Origin of the sequence: Bradyrhizobium sp. AS23.2 (assembly GCF_001908185.1) — a bacterium.
Classification (GTDB): Bacteria; Pseudomonadota; Alphaproteobacteria; order Rhizobiales; family Xanthobacteraceae; genus Bradyrhizobium.
Genome location: NZ_LGHM01000088.1, coordinates 82,986 through 98,661, shown reverse-complemented (window position 1 = coordinate 98,661; position 15,676 = coordinate 82,986). Strand labels below are relative to the sequence as shown.

The following is a 15,676-nucleotide window of genomic DNA, read 5'->3' as shown; positions in this document are numbered from 1 at the left end:
GGCCGGCCGCACCGCCGCCACGTCCGCCTGCGGCAGCCCCGAAAAAGTGCCCGCCCAACCAGCCAAAGTGCTAGCGGGCAGGGCGGAAATGCCGGAATGGGCCTTTCGCGGGCGGTAAAAGCCCCGAAAGGCCCTTATTTCCTTGCTTCTGGCCGAAATGGCGCTATATAGCGCGCCATCTCACACGGAAGCATGGCTCACAAGGCCGTCCGGTGGCAGCCGGGGCGACAACGCTCCGTTTTGCTCACACGCTTCCGGAGGAACCAACCGGAGAATTAGAACGATGGCACTACCCGATTTCACCATGCGTCAGCTGCTCGAAGCTGGCGTGCACTTTGGTCACCAGTCGCACCGCTGGAATCCGAAAATGGCTCCGTTCATTTTCGGCGCTCGCAACAACATCCACATCGTCGACCTCGCGCAGACCGTGCCGATGCTGCACACCGCCCTGCAGGCGGTCAGCGACACCGTCGCCAAGGGCGGCCGCATCCTGTTCGTCGGCACCAAGCGCCAGGCGCAGGACGGCGTCGCGGACGCTGCCAAGCGCTGCGCGCAGTATTTCGTCAATTCGCGCTGGCTCGGCGGCACGCTGACCAACTGGAAGACGATCTCGGCCTCGATCAAGCGCCTGCGTCACCTCGACGAGGTCCTGGCGGGCGGCGAAGCCAATTCGTACACGAAGAAGGAGCGCCTGACGCTTCAGCGCGAGCGCGACAAGCTCGACCGCTCGCTCGGCGGCATCAAGGACATGGGTGGTCTGCCCGACCTGATCTTCGTGATCGACACCAACAAAGAAGACATCGCGATCCAGGAAGCCCAGCGGCTCAACATCCCGGTCGCCGCGATCGTCGACACCAATTCGGACCCCAAAGGCATCACCTATGTGGTGCCGGGCAATGACGATGCCGGCCGTGCGATCGCGCTCTATTGCGATCTGATCGCGCGTGCGGCGATCGACGGTATCTCGCGCGCCCAGGGCGATTCGGGAATCGACATCGGTGCGTCGGCTCGTCCGCTCGCTGAAGATCTGCCGGCTGCCTCGTCGAGCGGCTTCCAGGGCCTTGCCGGTCCGCGCGGCACCGCCGACGATCTCAAGAAGCTCCCGGGCGTGTCGGGTGCGATCGAGAAGAAGTTCAACGACCTCGGTATCTTCCATTACTGGCAGCTCGCCGAGCTCGATCACGACACCGCGCACACGATCGGCGAAGCAGTCGGTCTGCCCAGCCGCGCGGATGCCTGGGTGGCCAAGGCCAAGGCGCTGACCGCGGAAGCGGAATAGTCAAAAAGAGCGATGGGTTGGCCGGACAGGATCCGGCCACCATTTCATTCAGTTGACGCGAATTCCTGAGATGGACCGCGGCGGGGGCAATTGGGTGCCACGCCGCGGCAAACCGGCAGGCAAGAAGGATTTCCAACGATGGCAACGATCACAGCTGCGATGGTCAAGGACCTGCGCGAGTCGACCGGCGCGGGCATGATGGACTGCAAGGCCGCGCTGACCGAAAACGACGGCAACATGGAAGCGGCGCAGGATTGGCTCCGCAAGAAGGGTCTGTCCAAGGCCGCCAAGAAGTCGGGCCGCGTCGCGGCCGAGGGCCTGATCGGCGCGCTCACCAAGGGCACCAAGGGCGTCGTGGTCGAGGTCAACTCCGAAACCGACTTCGTCGCGCGCAACGGCCAGTTCCAGGGCCTCGTCAAGATGATCGCCCAGGTCGCATTCGACGTCGGCGCCGATGTCGAGAAGATCAAGGCCGCCAAGGTCGGCGACGTCACGATCGAAACCGCGGTCAATGACGCGATCGCCACCATCGGCGAGAACATGACGCTGCGCCGCGCCGCTTCGCTCGAAGTGAGCCAGGGCGTCGTGTCGCACTACGTTCATGGTGCCGTGATCGATGGCGCCGGCAAGATGGGCGTGATCGTGGCGCTGGAATCGCCCGGTAAGGCCGACGAGCTCGCAGCGCTCGGCCGCCAGATCGCGATGCATGTCGCCGCCGCCAACCCGCTTGCGCTCGATCCGTCCGGTCTCGATCCGGCGGTCGTCAAGCGCGAGAAGGACGTGCTCGCCGACAAGTATCGTCAGCAGGGCAAGCCGGAGAACGTGATCGAGAAGATCGTCGAGTCGGGCCTGAAGACCTACTACAAGGAAGTCTGCCTGCTCGAGCAGGCCTTCATCCACGACACCGGCAAGTCGGTGGCGCAGGCGGTGAAGGAAGCCGAAGGCAAGGTCGGCGGCGCCGTGAAGATCGCCGGCTTTGTGCGCTATGCTCTCGGTGAGGGAATCGAGAAGCAGGAAAGCGACTTCGCGGCCGAGGTCGCGGCGGCCAGCGGCAAGAAGTAAGCGCTCGAACGTTCCTTCCGGCGTGCCGCCGGAAGCGGCGCCCGGACAAGGAAAAGTGCTCATGACTGATCCGGTCTATCGTCGCGTCGTGATCAAGCTGTCCGGCGAATACCTCGCGGGACAGCAGGGTTTTGGCATCGATCAGCCGACCGTCGACCGGGTTGCTGACGATCTGATCGCCGCCCGCCATCTCGGCACCGAGGTTGCGGTGGTGATCGGCGGCGGCAACATCGTACGCGGCGTCGAGGTGTCTTCGCGCGGCGTGTCGCGCCCGACGGGCGACACCATGGGCATGCTTGCCACCATGATGAATTGCCTCGCGCTGGAAGCGGCGATCGAGCGCAAGGGCACGCCGGCGCGCACGCTGTCGGCCTTCGTCATGCCCGAGATTTCCGAACTGTTCACCCGCACCGCGGCGCACAAATACCTCGCCGAGGGCCGGATCGTGCTGCTCGGCGGCGGAACCGGCAATCCGTTCTTCACCACCGATACGACCGCCGTGCTCCGTGCTGCCGAGATCGGCGCGCAGGCGGTCCTGAAGGCGACCAACGTCGACGGCGTCTATTCGGCCGATCCGAAGAAAGATCCGACCGCCACGAGGTTCGACCGGCTGACGCATTCGCAGGCGATCGAGGGCGGCTACAGGGTTATGGATGCGACCGCCTTCGCGCTTGCCCGCGAGACGTTGCTGCCTATCATCGTGTTCTCGATCGCGGAGCCGGGTTCGATCGGCGCGATTCTGCGTGGCAGCGGCCACGGAACCATCGTCGCCGGCTGACGGCTCATCGGTCGCGCCCTGAGGAAAGGGCGCGGGAGAGGTCGCCGGGATTTTGAAGGAGAAGCGAGATGGCCACGGGTAATTTCGACATCAACGAAGTGAAGCGCCGCATGCAGGGCGCCGTCCAGTCGCTGAAGCACGAGCTTGGCGGCCTGCGTACCGGCCGCGCATCGGCTTCGATGCTCGACCCGGTCCAGGTCGAGGCCTACGGCAGCCACATGCCGCTCAACCAGCTCGCCACCGTCAGCGTGCCGGAGCCGCGGCTGATCTCGGTGCAGGTCTGGGACAAGTCGATGGTGAAGCCGGTCGAGAAGGCGATCGTCGATTCCAATCTTGGTCTGTCGCCTGCGACCGAAGGCCAGGTCCTGCGTCTGCGCATTCCCGAGCTCAACGAGGAGCGCCGCAAGGAGCTCGTCAAGGTCGCGCATAAATACGCGGAAGCCGCCAAGGTCGCCGCACGCCACGTCCGCCGCGATGGTCTCGACGTTCTCAAGAAGCTCGAGAAGAACCACGAGATGTCGGAGGATGATCAGAAGCGTCACGCCGACGATGTGCAGAAGGCGACCGACGGCACGATCGCCGAGATCGACCAGTTGCTGGCCGCCAAGGAAAAAGAAATCCTCACCGTCTAAGGCCGCCTCATGTCCAACGCCGCCGCGCCCGCAACGGAAGGACCCGACCGGTCCGAGGCGCCTGCGCATGTCGCCATCATCATGGATGGCAACGGGCGTTGGGCGGCCGCGCGCGGCCTGCCGCGTGCGGAGGGGCATCGCCGGGGCGTGGAAGCCTTGCGCCGCGTGGTTCGCGCCTCGCACGAGCTCGGGATCCGCTATCTCACCATCTTCTCCTTCTCTTCGGAGAACTGGTCGCGCCCGGCGAGCGAGATCGGCGATCTCTTCGGGCTGCTCCGGCGTTTCATCCGCAACGATCTGGCGAGCCTGCATCGTGACGGCGTCAAGGTTCGCATCATCGGCGAGCGCGAGGGGCTCGAAGGCGACATCTGCGCGCTCCTGAATGAGGCGGAGGAGCTGACGCGCGACAACACGCGCCTAACGCTCGTCGTCGCCTTCAACTACGGCTCGCGGCAGGAGATCGCGAAAGCGGCGCAGAAGCTCGCGCGCGAAGTCGCGGAGGGCAGGCGCGATCCTGACACGATCGACGCCGAGACACTCGGTGCCCATCTCGATGCGCCCGACATTCCAGATCCCGATCTCATCATCCGCACCAGCGGCGAGCAGCGCCTGTCCAATTTCCTGATGTGGCAGGCTGCCTATAGCGAGCTCGTCTTCGTGCCGATCCACTGGCCCGATTTCGACAAGGCGGCGCTGGAAAGCGCGATCGCCGAATTCGCCAGGCGCGAGCGCCGTTTCGGCGGCCTGGTCGCGAAAACCGCCTCGTGAGCGAACCCGACGCCGCACCGGCGGGCTCCGCGCCTGCCTCAAGCAATCTCGTGATGCGAGTCCTCGCAGCGCTGGTGCTGGCGCCGCTCGCCATTGCGCTCGCCTATGCCGGCGGCTGGCTGTGGGCGCTTCTCGTCACCCTGGTGGCGATCGGGCTGTTCGCGGAATGGCTGATGGTGGTTGGCGCGGGATCCGTTGCGCTGACCGCCTCCGGGACGATTGTCCTCGCCGTCATGGGCTTCTGCGTCGCCTTCGGCGCACTCAAGACCGCTGTCATCACAGGCCTCATTGGCGGCGCGATCGTGACGCTGATCGCGCGGGGCAAGTTCGTGTGGGCGGCTGCCGGATTCGCCTATGCATCGGCGGCGCTGCTGGCCTCGATCCTGGTGCGGCAGGATCTCGTGAATGGCTTCGCCGCGCTGATGTTCGTGCTGCTCGTGGTCTGGGCGACCGACATCGGCGGCTATTTCGCCGGTCGTGGCATCGGCGGGCCGAAGCTGTGGCCGCGCGTGAGCCCGAAGAAGACCTGGGCCGGAGCGCTCGGCGGCTTTGCCGCGAGCCTTGCGGTTGCGGCCGGCTTTGCCGCGTTCGGTGTCGGAAAGGCGGTTCCGCTGCTGCTCGTCAGCGCCGTCCTGTCGGTGGTATCGCAAGCCGGCGACCTCTTCGAATCCGCGGTGAAGCGGCGCTTCGGGGTCAAGGATTCCAGTCACTTAATTCCCGGCCATGGCGGGCTTATGGACCGCCTGGACGGCTTTGTCGCCGCCATCCTGATGGCATGGATTATCGGCTTCCTCCGCCATGGTGTGCATAGCGCCGGAAGCGGACTTATGGTTTGGTGAAGATATGAGCGCGGTCCCATTGCGTAACAACAAGGCTGTGGCATCTGCCGTCCGCAGCGTCACGGTCCTCGGCGCCACCGGCTCGATCGGCGACAGCACGATGGATCTGTTGCGCGCCTCTCCCGAGCGCTACCGTGTCGAGGCGCTGACGGCGAACGGCAATGTCGAAGCGCTGGCAAAGCTCGCGAAGGAATTTTCCGCGCGCTACGTCGCGATCGCCGACACCTCCAAGCTCGGCGAGCTCAAGGCCGCGTTGGCGGGAACGAGCACCGAATGCGGCGCCGGCGAAAGCGCGGTGATCGAGGCCGGCGCGCGTCCGGCCGACTGGGTCATGGCGGCTGTCAGCGGCGCGGCCGGACTGAAGCCGGCGCTGGCGGCGGTCGATCGCGGTGCCCATGTCGCGCTCGCCAATAAGGAATGTCTCGTCTGCGCCGGCGATTTCTTCATGCAGCGCGCGGCGAAAGCGGGCGCCTGCATCCTGCCGGCCGACTCCGAGCACAACGCGCTGTTCCAGGCGCTCAGCTCAGGCAATCGCGATGAGCTCGTCCGTGTCATCATCACGGCCTCGGGCGGGCCGTTCCGGACCTGGAAGAGCGCCGACATCGAGCAGGCCACGCTCGCCCAGGCGCTGAAGCATCCGAACTGGAGCATGGGCCAGAAGATCACGATCGACTCCGCCTCGATGATGAACAAGGGGCTCGAGGTGATCGAGGCGTCCTATCTGTTCGCGCTGAGCCCGGACGAGATCGACGTCCTCGTTCATCCGCAGTCGATCATCCACGGCATGGTCGAGTTCTCGGATTGCTCGGTGGTGGCCCAGCTTGGCGCGCCCGACATGCGCACGCCGATCGCGCACTGCCTCGGCTGGCCCGACCGCATCAAGGGGCCGGCCGCCAAGCTCGATCTGGCCAAGATCGGCCAGCTGACCTTCGAGGCGCCGGACTTCGAGCGGTTCCCCGGTTTGCGCCTTGCCTACGACGCGCTCCGGACCGGGAAGGGGGCGACTACGGTCTACAACGCCGCCAACGAGGTCGCGGTCGCCGCCTTCATCGCCGGCAAGATCCGGTTCGGCGCCATTGCCCGTCTGGTCGAGGCGACGCTGGAGGATTGGATCCGTGGCGGGAACCAGGCGCCGCTGACCTCCGCCGACGATGCAATCTCCGTTGACCATGTTGCGCGAAATAGAGCTGCCGCCCTATTGCCTCAAATTGCCTTAAAGGCATCCTAGATGGTTCGGGCCAGAGCCTTGCGGCGCTGGATAAGGGAAATCGATGTTTGACCTTTTTGTCCATAGTTTCAGCACGTTGAGCCACGGGCTCCTCGGCTACGTAGTTCCCTTCCTGTTCGTCCTGACCATCGTCGTGTTCTTCCACGAGCTCGGCCATTTTCTGGTCGCACGTTGGGCGGGCGTTCGCGTGTTAACCTTTTCGCTCGGTTTCGGACCCGAGCTGATCGGTTTCAATGACCGCCATGGCACCCGCTGGAAGATCTCGGCGATCCCGCTCGGCGGCTACGTCAAGTTCTTCGGCGACGAGAGCGAGGCCTCGACCCCCTCGGCCGAGACGCTCGCGGCCATGACGCCCGAGGAGCGCGCCGGCAGCTTCCACCACAAGAAGGTTGGCCCGCGCGCCGCCATCGTCGCGGCCGGACCGGTTGCCAATTTCATCCTCGGCGCGCTGATCTTCGCCGGCATGGCGCTGTACTACGGCAAGCCGAGCACGATCGCGCGCGTCGACGGCGTCGTTGCCGATGGCGCTGCCGCTGCGGCCGGGTTCAAGATCGGCGACGTCGTTGTCCAGATCGACGGCAAGCCGATCGAGAGCTTTGCCGACATGCAGCGAATCGTTGCGATGAACGCCGGTTCGGCGCTTGCTTTCCAGGTCAAGCGGGACGGCGCCATCGTGTCGCTGAGCGCGACGCCGGCGCTGCTCGAGCGCAAGGATCCCTTCGGCAACCGCCACCGTGTCGGCGTGCTCGGTGTCGAACACAAGTCGCAGGCTGGTGAGGCCTCGACCGCGCCGGTCGGGGTAGGCGAGGCCCTCAAGATCGGGGTCGAGCAGGTCTGGTTCATCATCACCAGCACCTTCAAGTTCCTGGGCTCGCTGTTTGTCGGACAAGGCAATCCCAACGAGGTCAGCGGCGTCCTCGGCATCGCGAAGATGTCGGGGCAGGCGGCCAGCGCCGGGTTCCAGTTCGTGATCAATCTGTGCGCGGTGCTGTCGGTGTCGATCGGTCTGCTGAATCTGTTTCCGATCCCGCTGCTCGATGGCGGTCACCTTATGTTCTATGCGGCGGAAGTGGTCCGCGGCCGGCCCTTGTCCGAGCGGACTCAGGAGATGGGATTCCGAATCGGGCTGGGCTTGGTGCTGATGCTGATGGTGTTTGCGACCTACAACGACATCCTGCGGATGGCGGCTTCCTGATCGGGGCTTTTTTTGTGGCGTTGCTGTTGAGCAACGTCTTGGAATGAAATTGAAATTACGGCGCGCTCAGCCGTTTGCGGCGTCGGTGAAATTGGCTACAAGCGGCCTGAACTTGGGGAATCTCCCAGACCGGCGTTGGGGTTGGGTCTGGTACGGAATAAGGGCGCGTTGCGCATGAAGTTTGGACTGCGACTCCGGGGGGGGCTTGCTCGCAACCCTGATCATGTTCGGCGCGCCGGTGGTTGCCCCGATCGGGGCTGTTTTGGTGTCTTCGTCTGCGCTCGCTCAGACCGTTCAGTCGATTTCCGTCGAAGGGAACCGGCGTGTCGAGGTGGAGACGATCCGCTCCTATTTCAAGCCAGGTCCGGGCGGTCGTCTCGATCAAGGTGCGATCGATGACGGTCTGAAGGCGCTGATCGAGACCGGCCTGTTCCAGGACGTGCGAATCAACCGCGGTCCCGGCGGCCAGATCATCGTCTCCGTGGTGGAAAACCCGGTGATCGGTCGCATCGCCTTCGAGGGCAACAAGAAGATCAAGGACGAGCAGCTCACCTCTGAAGTCCAGTCCAAGGCACGCGGCACCTTCTCCCGTGCCATGGTGCAGTCGGACACGCTGCGAATCGCCGAAATCTATCGCCGGTCCGGCCGTTACGACGTCCGCGTCACGCCGGAGATCATCGAGCAGCCGAACAACCGCGTCGATCTCATTTTCACGATCGAGGAGGGCGCCAAGACCGCCGTCAAGTCGATCGAGTTCATCGGAAACAACGCGTTCTCGGCCTACCGCCTGCGGGACGTCATCAAGACGCACGAATCGAACCTGCTGAGCTTCCTCGCCAGCGGCGACATCTATGATCCGGATCGCGTCGAGGCCGACCGCGACCTGATCCGCCGCTTCTATCTCAAGAACGGCTTCGCCGACGTCCAGGTCGTCGCCGCGCTCACCGAATACGATCCGGAGAAGAAGGGCTTCAACGTCACCTTCAAGATCGAGGAAGGCTCCCAATACCGGGTCGGCACGGTCGATTTCCGCTCCAGCATTCCCAACTTCGATCCCAGCTCGCTGCGCTCCTATTCGCGCGTCAATGTCGGCTCGCTCTACAACGTCGAAGCGGTCGAGAAATCGGTCGAGGAGATGCAGATCGAGGCCTCGCGCCGCGGCTATGCCTTCGCGGTGGTCCGTCCCGGCGGCGACCGCAACTTCGAGGCGCACACCGTGTCCGTCGTGTTCAACGTGGACGAGGGGCCGCGCACCTATATCGAACGCATCAACCTCCGCGGCAACACCCGTACGCGCGACTACGTGATCCGTCGCGAGTTCGACATCTCCGAGGGTGACGCCTACAACCGCGCGCTCGTCGATCGTGCCGAGCGGCGCCTGAAGAACCTCGACTACTTCAAGACCGTGAAGATCACGACGGAGCCGGGCTCGTCGAGCGACCGCGTGATCCTGATCGTCGATATGGAAGAGAAATCGACCGGCGACTTCTCGGTCTCGGGCGGTTACTCCACGACCGACGGTGCGCTGGCGGAAGTCTCGGTCTCCGAACGCAACCTGCTCGGCCGCGGCCTGTTCGCCAAGGCGTCGGTGACCTATGGCCAGTACGCGCGCGGCTACTCGCTGTCGTTCGTCGAGCCGTATCTGCTCGACTATCGTGTTGCGCTCGGCCTTGACCTCTATCAGCGCCAGCAGCTCGCCAACAGCTTCATCTCCTACGGCACCAAGACGCTCGGCTTCTCGCCGCGCCTCGGCTTCAGCCTGCGTGAAGATCTGGCGCTCCAGCTGCGCTACTCGATCTACCAGCAGGAAATCACGCTGCCGTTCTACCTGGCGAACTGTAACAACGTGCAGTTCCTTCCGGACGGCTCGCCGAATCCGCTCTTCAACCCGAGCCCGGCCTTCTCCAACGCAACCGGTATCCCCCTTGCCGCGTCAACCAACGGCCTCGGCTGCTACAGCGACGGTGAAGCCTCGCTGCCGGTGCGCAAGGAGCTTGCGAGCGGCAAGACGCTGACCTCGGCGCTCGGCTACTCGCTGTCCTACAACACGCTGGACAACAACAAGAACCCCACCGACGGCTTGCTCGTCGACTTCCGTCAGGATTTCGCCGGCGTCGGCGGCGACGTGTCCTACCTGAAGTCCGTCATCGACGCGAAGTACTACGCTCCGCTGGTGTCTGACATCGTCGGCCTCGTCCACCTCCAGGGCGGCATGCTGAACAAGGTCGGCAACAAGGAACTGCGCATGCTCGATCAGTTCCAGATGGGTCCGAACCTTGTCCGCGGCTTTGCCCCGAATGGTATCGGCCCGCGCGATTTGAATCCCTTTGGCACGCAGGACGCGCTTGGCGGCACCAAATATTGGGGCGCTTCGTTCGAATTGCAGATGCCGTTCTGGTTCCTGCCGAAGGAAGTGGGTCTGAAGGGCGCGGTCTACGCTGACGCCGGCGGTCTCTTCGACTATCAGGGACCGACCACGTGGTTGGCGACCAACGAAATAACCACGACCAGGAATTCGAACTGTACGCCGTCGACGATCAACCCGGCCACGCCTGGCACCTGTACCGGCTTGGTGTATGACAACGGCAATACCGTCCGTTCGTCGATTGGTGTCGGTTTGATCTGGCAGTCACCATTCGGACCGCTGCGCTTCGACTACGCCGTGCCGCTCACCAAGGGCAAGTACGACCGCGTGCAGGAGTTCCGGTTCGGAGGCGGTACCTCGTTCTAATTCGACCAGCACGGCACGATCCGGATCAGCGGAGCCGGTTTCCGAAAGGGATCGTGCCAATCCAAGAGATGAGGCATGATGCGGCCAAGCCGCTTCATGCCGAAGCCGGACCGCGACGGGGTGGAATGGCGCAGCCGACCTTCTTCAAAAAGCCGCCTGCCGCAGCGCTGGCTGACATTGCCACGCTGACCAAGGCGCAACTGGTCGACCCCACGAGGGGCGGCCACGTCATCACGGGCTTGGCTTCGCTCGACGAAGCGGGCCCGATGCATCTGGCGTTCTTCGACAACCTCAAATACGCCGACGAGCTCAAGGCGACCAAGGCCGGAGCTTGCCTCGTGAGTCCGCGCTTCGAGGCCCAGGTGCCTGCGCATGTGGCCGTGCTGCGGGTGGCTCAGCCCTTCCGCGCCTTCGTCGGGATCGCCCGGGAATGGCACAGCGATGCGCTGCGCCCTCAGTCCTGGGTCCGCAATGACGGCATCGCACCGTCGGCCATCATCGACCCCTCGGCGCGGCTCGAGGACGACGTCGTCGTCGACCCCCTGGCTGTCATCGGCCCGGAGGTCGAGATCGGCAGCGGCACCGTGATCGGTGCCGGGGTGGTCATCGGCCCGGGCGTGAAGATCGGCCGGGACTGCAATGTCGGCGCCCGCACGGCTATCCAGTGCGCGCTGATCGGCAACAACGTGCTGATCCATCCCGGCTGCTCGATCGGCCAGGACGGCTATGGCTTCATCTTCTTCGGCCCCGAGGGCCATGTGAAAGTGCCCCAGACCGGCCGGGTGCTGATCCAGAACAATGTGGAAGTCGGCGCCGGCACCACCATCGATCGCGGGTCCTTGCGCGACACCGTGATCGGAGAGGGCACTAAAATCGACAACCAGGTCCAGATCGGCCACAATGTGACGATCGGCCGGAATTGCCTGCTGGCTGCCCAGATCGGGCTCGCCGGCAGCCTGACGATCGGCGACAACGTGGCGCTGGGGGCAAAGGTTGGCATCAACAATCACCTCAAGATCGGCGACGGGGCCCAGGTCACCGCGATGAGCGGCGTCAAGGACGACATCCCCCCGAACGGACGCTGGGGCGGTTTTTTTGCCAAGCCTACCAAACAGTGGTTCAAGGAAATCATCGCGGTGGAGCGCCTGGTACGCGACAGCAAGGCCGATCCGAAGGACGAGGGACGGGAATGACGGAGGAATCACCTGTTAAGTTCGAGCTGGTGGATATCAATGCGATCCTCCGGACTCTGCCGCACCGTTTTCCGATGCTGCTGATCGACCGCGTGATCAACATCCGCGCCGATTACAGCGGCATCGGCATCAAGAACGTCACCTTCAACGAGCCGGCCTTCCAGGGGCATTTCCCGGAGCGCCCGGTCTATCCCGGCGTGATGATGATCGAAGCGATGGCACAGACCGCAGGCGTCATCGGCATCACCTCGGTCGAGGGCACCGAGAAGCCGCGGGCGGTCTATTTCCTCACCATCGACAAGTGCAAGTTCCGCAAGCCCGTGCTGCCCGGGGATACCATCGAGTATCACATGCGCTCGCTCGGCCGCCGCAAGACGATGTGGTGGTTTCACGGCGACGCCAAGGTCAACGGCCAGGTCGTCGCGGAAGCCGACGTCGGCGCGATGCTGACGGACTGAACGGGGCTAAAGCGCGATGAAATTAGGTTCGATCGGCTGCCCGGCTTTCACCTCTCCCTGCGGGTGAGGTGATCCGAGTTCGGGGCTCGCGTCGATTCAACCAAATCTCATCGCGCTTTAGCTCGAAGAGAGAGGCTCGCGCGCCCGGCAGCCGAAGCGCTCGCCGGTCGCCTCACGCCTGATATTCTGGTTGAAGAACTGTCCCATGGACGGGGCGTCCAGGAGGCGCCCGATCGTCGCGGCGGGGACGCTGCAATAGCGGTCATACGCGCCACTGATCCCGACGATGAGGTCCCGCTGCGCCCGGTCGTAGCAGACGCGCTGAAGCACCGTGCTGCGGGTGATGTCGCGGCATTCGAACGTGCCGAGGTCGACGTGGCGTTCGCCGATCTCGACCGTCTCGGACACGATCGGTGCTGCGACCAACTGTGCGAGCAGGATTGCCAGGGCCCTGACCACGATGACTTCAGCTCCACATGAACGCGTTGACGCGCTGGGACGGTCGGCTCATCCGGCGCATGAAACACGCCGAGATCATACGTCACTGGACAGATCGGGCATAGTCGCGCTAACCAGCGGAAAACCTAGTGACTTCAACAGATAATCAGACCTTCTTGATGAGTAAGATTGATCCCACCGCACGTGTCGAGGACGGCGCCGTGATCGGCGACGGCACCGAGATTGGGCCCTATTGCATCATCGGTCCGAATGCCGTGATCGGCGCGAACTGCAAGCTGATCGGGCAGGTCACCGTCATCGGTCATACCTCGGTGGGCGACGGCTGCGTCATCTCTCCCTTCGCAGTGCTCGGCGGCGCGCCGCAGGATCTGAGCTACAAGGGCGAGCCGACCCGGCTCGAGATCGGCTCCGGCTGCACCATCCGCGAAGGCGCGACGATGAATGTCGGCACCATCAAGGGCGGCGGGCTGACGCGCGTCGGCAACGGCGGCTACTTCATGAACAATAGCCATGTCGGCCATGACTGCGTGGTCGGCGACAACGTGATCTTCGCGACCTCGGCGACGCTCGGCGGTCACTGCGAGATCGGCGATTTCGTCTATATCGGCGGTCTGTCCGCGGTGCATCAGTTCACGCGCATCGGCCCGTATGTGATGGTCGGCGGCGTTTGCGGCGTGCGCGACGACGTCATCCCGTATGGGCTCGTCAACGGCCAGTACGCGGTGCTGGAAGGCCTCAATCTGATCGGCATGAAGCGGCGCAAGTTCACCAAGCAGCGGCTCGCGACGGTGCGTTCGTTCTACCAGAAGCTCTTCTACGGCTCCGGCACTTTCGCCGAGCGGCTCGAGGCGGCACGGCCGCTCGCCGGTGAAGACCCCGCCATCGCTGAAATCCTCGACTTCATCGGCAAGGGCAAGCGTCCGCTCTGTCTTCCCGCCATCGAAAAGTGAACCTGGTATGGCCGCGGAGATGACATCGGCGGCGACGGAAATTTCATCGCCGGTCGGCGTGGTCGCAGGCGGCGGCGCCATGCCGTTCGCGGTCGCCGACTCGCTCGCCGCACGCGGCATCACGCCGGTGCTGTTTCCCTTGCGGGGCGCCTGCGATCCGGCGCGGGTGGAGAAATTCCGCCATCGCTGGATCTCTGTCGGCCAGCTCGGCCGTGCGATGCGCCTGTTCCGCGAGGAGGGCTGCCGCGACCTGATCTTCATCGGCACCCTGGTGCGGCCCTCGCTGTCCGAGATCCGGTTCGACTTCAAGACGCTTCGGCTGCTCGGCAACGTCATCCGCGCCTTCCGCGGCGGCGACGATCATCTGCTGTCCGGCGTCGGGCGCATCCTCGAGCAGGACGGCTTTCGCATGGTCGGCATCAAGGATGTCGCCCCCGATCTCCTGATGCCCGAGGGCTGCATCAGCCGCGCCTGGCCGAACGACAACAGCAAGACGGACATCGAGCGGGGACGTGCGGTGCTGACCGCGCTCGGTCCGTTCGACATCGGCCAGGCTGCGGTCGTGATCGACGGCCATGTGGTGGCGGTCGAGGACATCGAGGGCACCGACGCACTGCTCGCGCGCGTGGCGCGCCTGCGCGAGGAGGGCCGCATCCGCGCCGCGACCGGGCGTGGCGTGCTGGTGAAGGTGCCGAAGAGCGGGCAGGACCTGCGCTTCGACCTGCCGACGATCGGCCCGCGCACCATCGAGGGCGTCGCGAAGGCCGGCCTTGCCGGCATCGCGGTCATCGCGGGCAACACCATCGCCGCCGAGCCGCAGGCGATGATCGCGCTGGCCGACGCAAAATATCTCTTCGTCATCGGTCTGCCGGCGTGATGCAGGGTCGTGATCCCAAGCGGAAGATCTTCCTGATCGCGACGGAGGAATCCGGCGACCGGCTCGGCAGCGCCTTGATGAAGGTGCTGCGCCAGCGTCTCGGTGACGGCGTGCAGTTCGAGGGTGTCGGTGGCCGCACCATGGCGCGCGAGGGGCTCGACTCGCTGTTTCCGATCGAGGAGCTGTCGATCGTCGGCTTCGCTGCGGTCGTGCAGCAACTGCCAAAGATCCTGCGGCTGATCCGCAAGACGGTGGATGCGGTCACCGAGGCCGCGCCCGACGCGCTTGTCATCATCGACAGCCCCGACTTCACCCATCGCGTCGCACGCCGCGTGCGGGCGCGCAATCCGGCGATCCCGATCGTCGATTACGTGTCGCCGCAGCTCTGGGCCTGGCGGCCGGGCCGGGCGCGGACGATGCTGGGCTATGTCGATCATGTGCTCGGCCTGTTGCCGTTCGAGCCGGAGGAATACCGCAAGCTGGGCGGGCCGCCATGCAGCTATGTCGGCCATCCCCTGGTCGAGCAATTGCCGTCGCTGCGGCCGGACACGGAGGAGCGGACGCGCCGTGACGGCGAGCCGCCGGTCCTGCTGGTGCTGCCCGGCAGCCGCCGGAGCGAAATCCGGCATCATATCGAGGTGTTTGGCGCGGCCCTCGGCCGGCTGCAGGCGGAGGGGCGCGCGTTCGAACTGATGCTGCCGACCATGCCGCATCTCGAAGCCACCGTGCGCGAAGGCATCGCGAGCTGGCCGGTCAAGCCGCAGATCGTGATCGGCGAAAACGAGAAGCGCGCCGCCTTCCGCATCGCGCACGCCGCGCTGGCGAAATCCGGCACGGTGACGCTCGAGCTTGCATTGTCGGGCATCCCGATGGTGACGGCCTATCGCGTCGGCGCCATGGAGGCTTTCATCCTGCGCCGCGCGATCCGCGTCTCCTCGGTGATCCTCGCCAATCTCGTCATCGGCCAGGATGTAATTCCGGAGTTCCTTCAGGAGGATTGCACGCCGGAGAAGCTCGCACAGGCGCTGTGGGAAGTGTTGACCGAGACGTCGCTGCGTCAGCAACAGGTCGAAGCGTTCGCGCAGCTCGACACGATCATGTCGACCGGCAACAAGTCGCCGAGTGTGCTCGCCGCCGACATCGTGCTGGCGACGATGCACAAGGGCAGACGCTAGAGCCATTTCCGTTCCGATGGAATCGGAACGGAAATGGGTCTAGTCCCGATTT

General features: G+C 64.7%; 14 protein-coding genes and 1 pseudogene. 14 read left to right on the top strand and 1 reads right to left on the bottom strand.

What is annotated here, in order from left to right; genetic code table 11:
- The first annotated feature begins 283 nt into the window (after positions 1–283).
- From AC630_RS19695 to fabZ, 11 genes and pseudogenes are all read left to right on the top strand, one after another.
- Entirely contained in the window at positions 284–1,279 is a 996-nt protein-coding gene (locus AC630_RS19695) for a 30S ribosomal protein S2 (protein ID WP_074120127.1), read from the top strand.
- A 138-nt stretch (positions 1,280–1,417) separates the two neighbouring features.
- Positions 1,418–2,341, top strand: a complete 924-nt coding sequence (tsf, locus tag AC630_RS19690; protein WP_074120126.1) for a translation elongation factor Ts — start codon at positions 1,418–1,420, stop codon at positions 2,339–2,341.
- Positions 2,342–2,402: 61 nt separating this feature from the next.
- A complete protein-coding gene (gene pyrH, locus AC630_RS19685) occupies positions 2,403–3,119 on the top strand; it encodes a UMP kinase (RefSeq protein WP_074120138.1) in 717 nt (238 codons plus the stop codon).
- A gap of 68 nt (positions 3,120–3,187) precedes the next feature.
- Positions 3,188–3,751, top strand: a complete 564-nt coding sequence (frr, locus tag AC630_RS19680) for a ribosome recycling factor (RefSeq protein ID WP_074120125.1) — start codon at positions 3,188–3,190, stop codon at positions 3,749–3,751.
- A gap of 9 nt (positions 3,752–3,760) precedes the next feature.
- A complete protein-coding gene (locus tag AC630_RS19675; RefSeq protein ID WP_074120124.1) occupies positions 3,761–4,519 on the top strand; it encodes an isoprenyl transferase in 759 nt (252 codons plus the stop codon).
- Entirely contained in the window at positions 4,516–5,358 is an 843-nt protein-coding gene (locus AC630_RS19670) for a phosphatidate cytidylyltransferase (RefSeq protein WP_143198166.1), read from the top strand. Before AC630_RS19675 ends, AC630_RS19670 begins: the two co-directional genes overlap by 4 nt.
- Before the next feature lie 4 nt (positions 5,359–5,362).
- Positions 5,363–6,586 (top strand): 1-deoxy-D-xylulose-5-phosphate reductoisomerase, encoded by a 1,224-nt coding sequence (dxr, locus tag AC630_RS19665; protein WP_074120123.1) that lies wholly within the window; start codon positions 5,363–5,365, stop codon positions 6,584–6,586.
- Positions 6,587–6,629: 43 nt separating this feature from the next.
- Positions 6,630–7,781, top strand: a complete 1,152-nt coding sequence (rseP, locus tag AC630_RS19660; RefSeq protein ID WP_074120122.1) for an RIP metalloprotease RseP — start codon at positions 6,630–6,632, stop codon at positions 7,779–7,781.
- Between the two features lie 174 nt (positions 7,782–7,955).
- A pseudogene (gene bamA, locus AC630_RS19655) lies at positions 7,956–10,512 on the top strand (outer membrane protein assembly factor BamA).
- A 125-nt stretch (positions 10,513–10,637) separates the two neighbouring features.
- Positions 10,638–11,705, top strand: a complete 1,068-nt coding sequence (gene lpxD / locus AC630_RS19650; protein ID WP_074120135.1) for a UDP-3-O-(3-hydroxymyristoyl)glucosamine N-acyltransferase — start codon at positions 10,638–10,640, stop codon at positions 11,703–11,705.
- Positions 11,702–12,163 carry a 3-hydroxyacyl-ACP dehydratase FabZ gene (gene fabZ, locus AC630_RS19645; RefSeq protein WP_074120121.1) on the top strand — a complete coding sequence of 154 codons (462 nt, stop codon included), beginning with the start codon at positions 11,702–11,704 and terminating at the stop codon, positions 12,161–12,163. The genes lpxD and fabZ overlap by 4 nt, the downstream gene beginning before the upstream one ends.
- Before the next feature lie 117 nt (positions 12,164–12,280).
- Here fabZ and AC630_RS19640 read toward each other — a convergent pair whose 3' ends face one another.
- A complete protein-coding gene (locus tag AC630_RS19640; protein WP_074120120.1) occupies positions 12,281–12,622 on the bottom strand; it encodes a KTSC domain-containing protein in 342 nt (113 codons plus the stop codon).
- Between the two features lie 158 nt (positions 12,623–12,780).
- On the opposite strand from AC630_RS19640, the gene lpxA reads away from it, so the two are divergent.
- From lpxA to lpxB, 3 genes are read left to right on the top strand one after another with little or no spacing between them, the layout of a single operon-like run.
- A complete protein-coding gene (gene lpxA / locus AC630_RS19635) occupies positions 12,781–13,572 on the top strand; it encodes an acyl-ACP--UDP-N-acetylglucosamine O-acyltransferase (RefSeq protein WP_074120119.1) in 792 nt (263 codons plus the stop codon).
- A gap of 19 nt (positions 13,573–13,591) precedes the next feature.
- Positions 13,592–14,449 carry an LpxI family protein gene (locus tag AC630_RS19630; protein ID WP_074120134.1) on the top strand — a complete coding sequence of 286 codons (858 nt, stop codon included), beginning with the start codon at positions 13,592–13,594 and terminating at the stop codon, positions 14,447–14,449.
- The gene (gene lpxB / locus AC630_RS19625) at positions 14,446–15,624 is read left to right on the top strand and encodes a lipid-A-disaccharide synthase (protein ID WP_143198164.1); all 1,179 of its coding nucleotides are present in this window, start codon (positions 14,446–14,448) and stop codon (positions 15,622–15,624) included. Before AC630_RS19630 ends, lpxB begins: the two co-directional genes overlap by 4 nt.
- Positions 15,625–15,676: the final 52 nt, after the last annotated feature.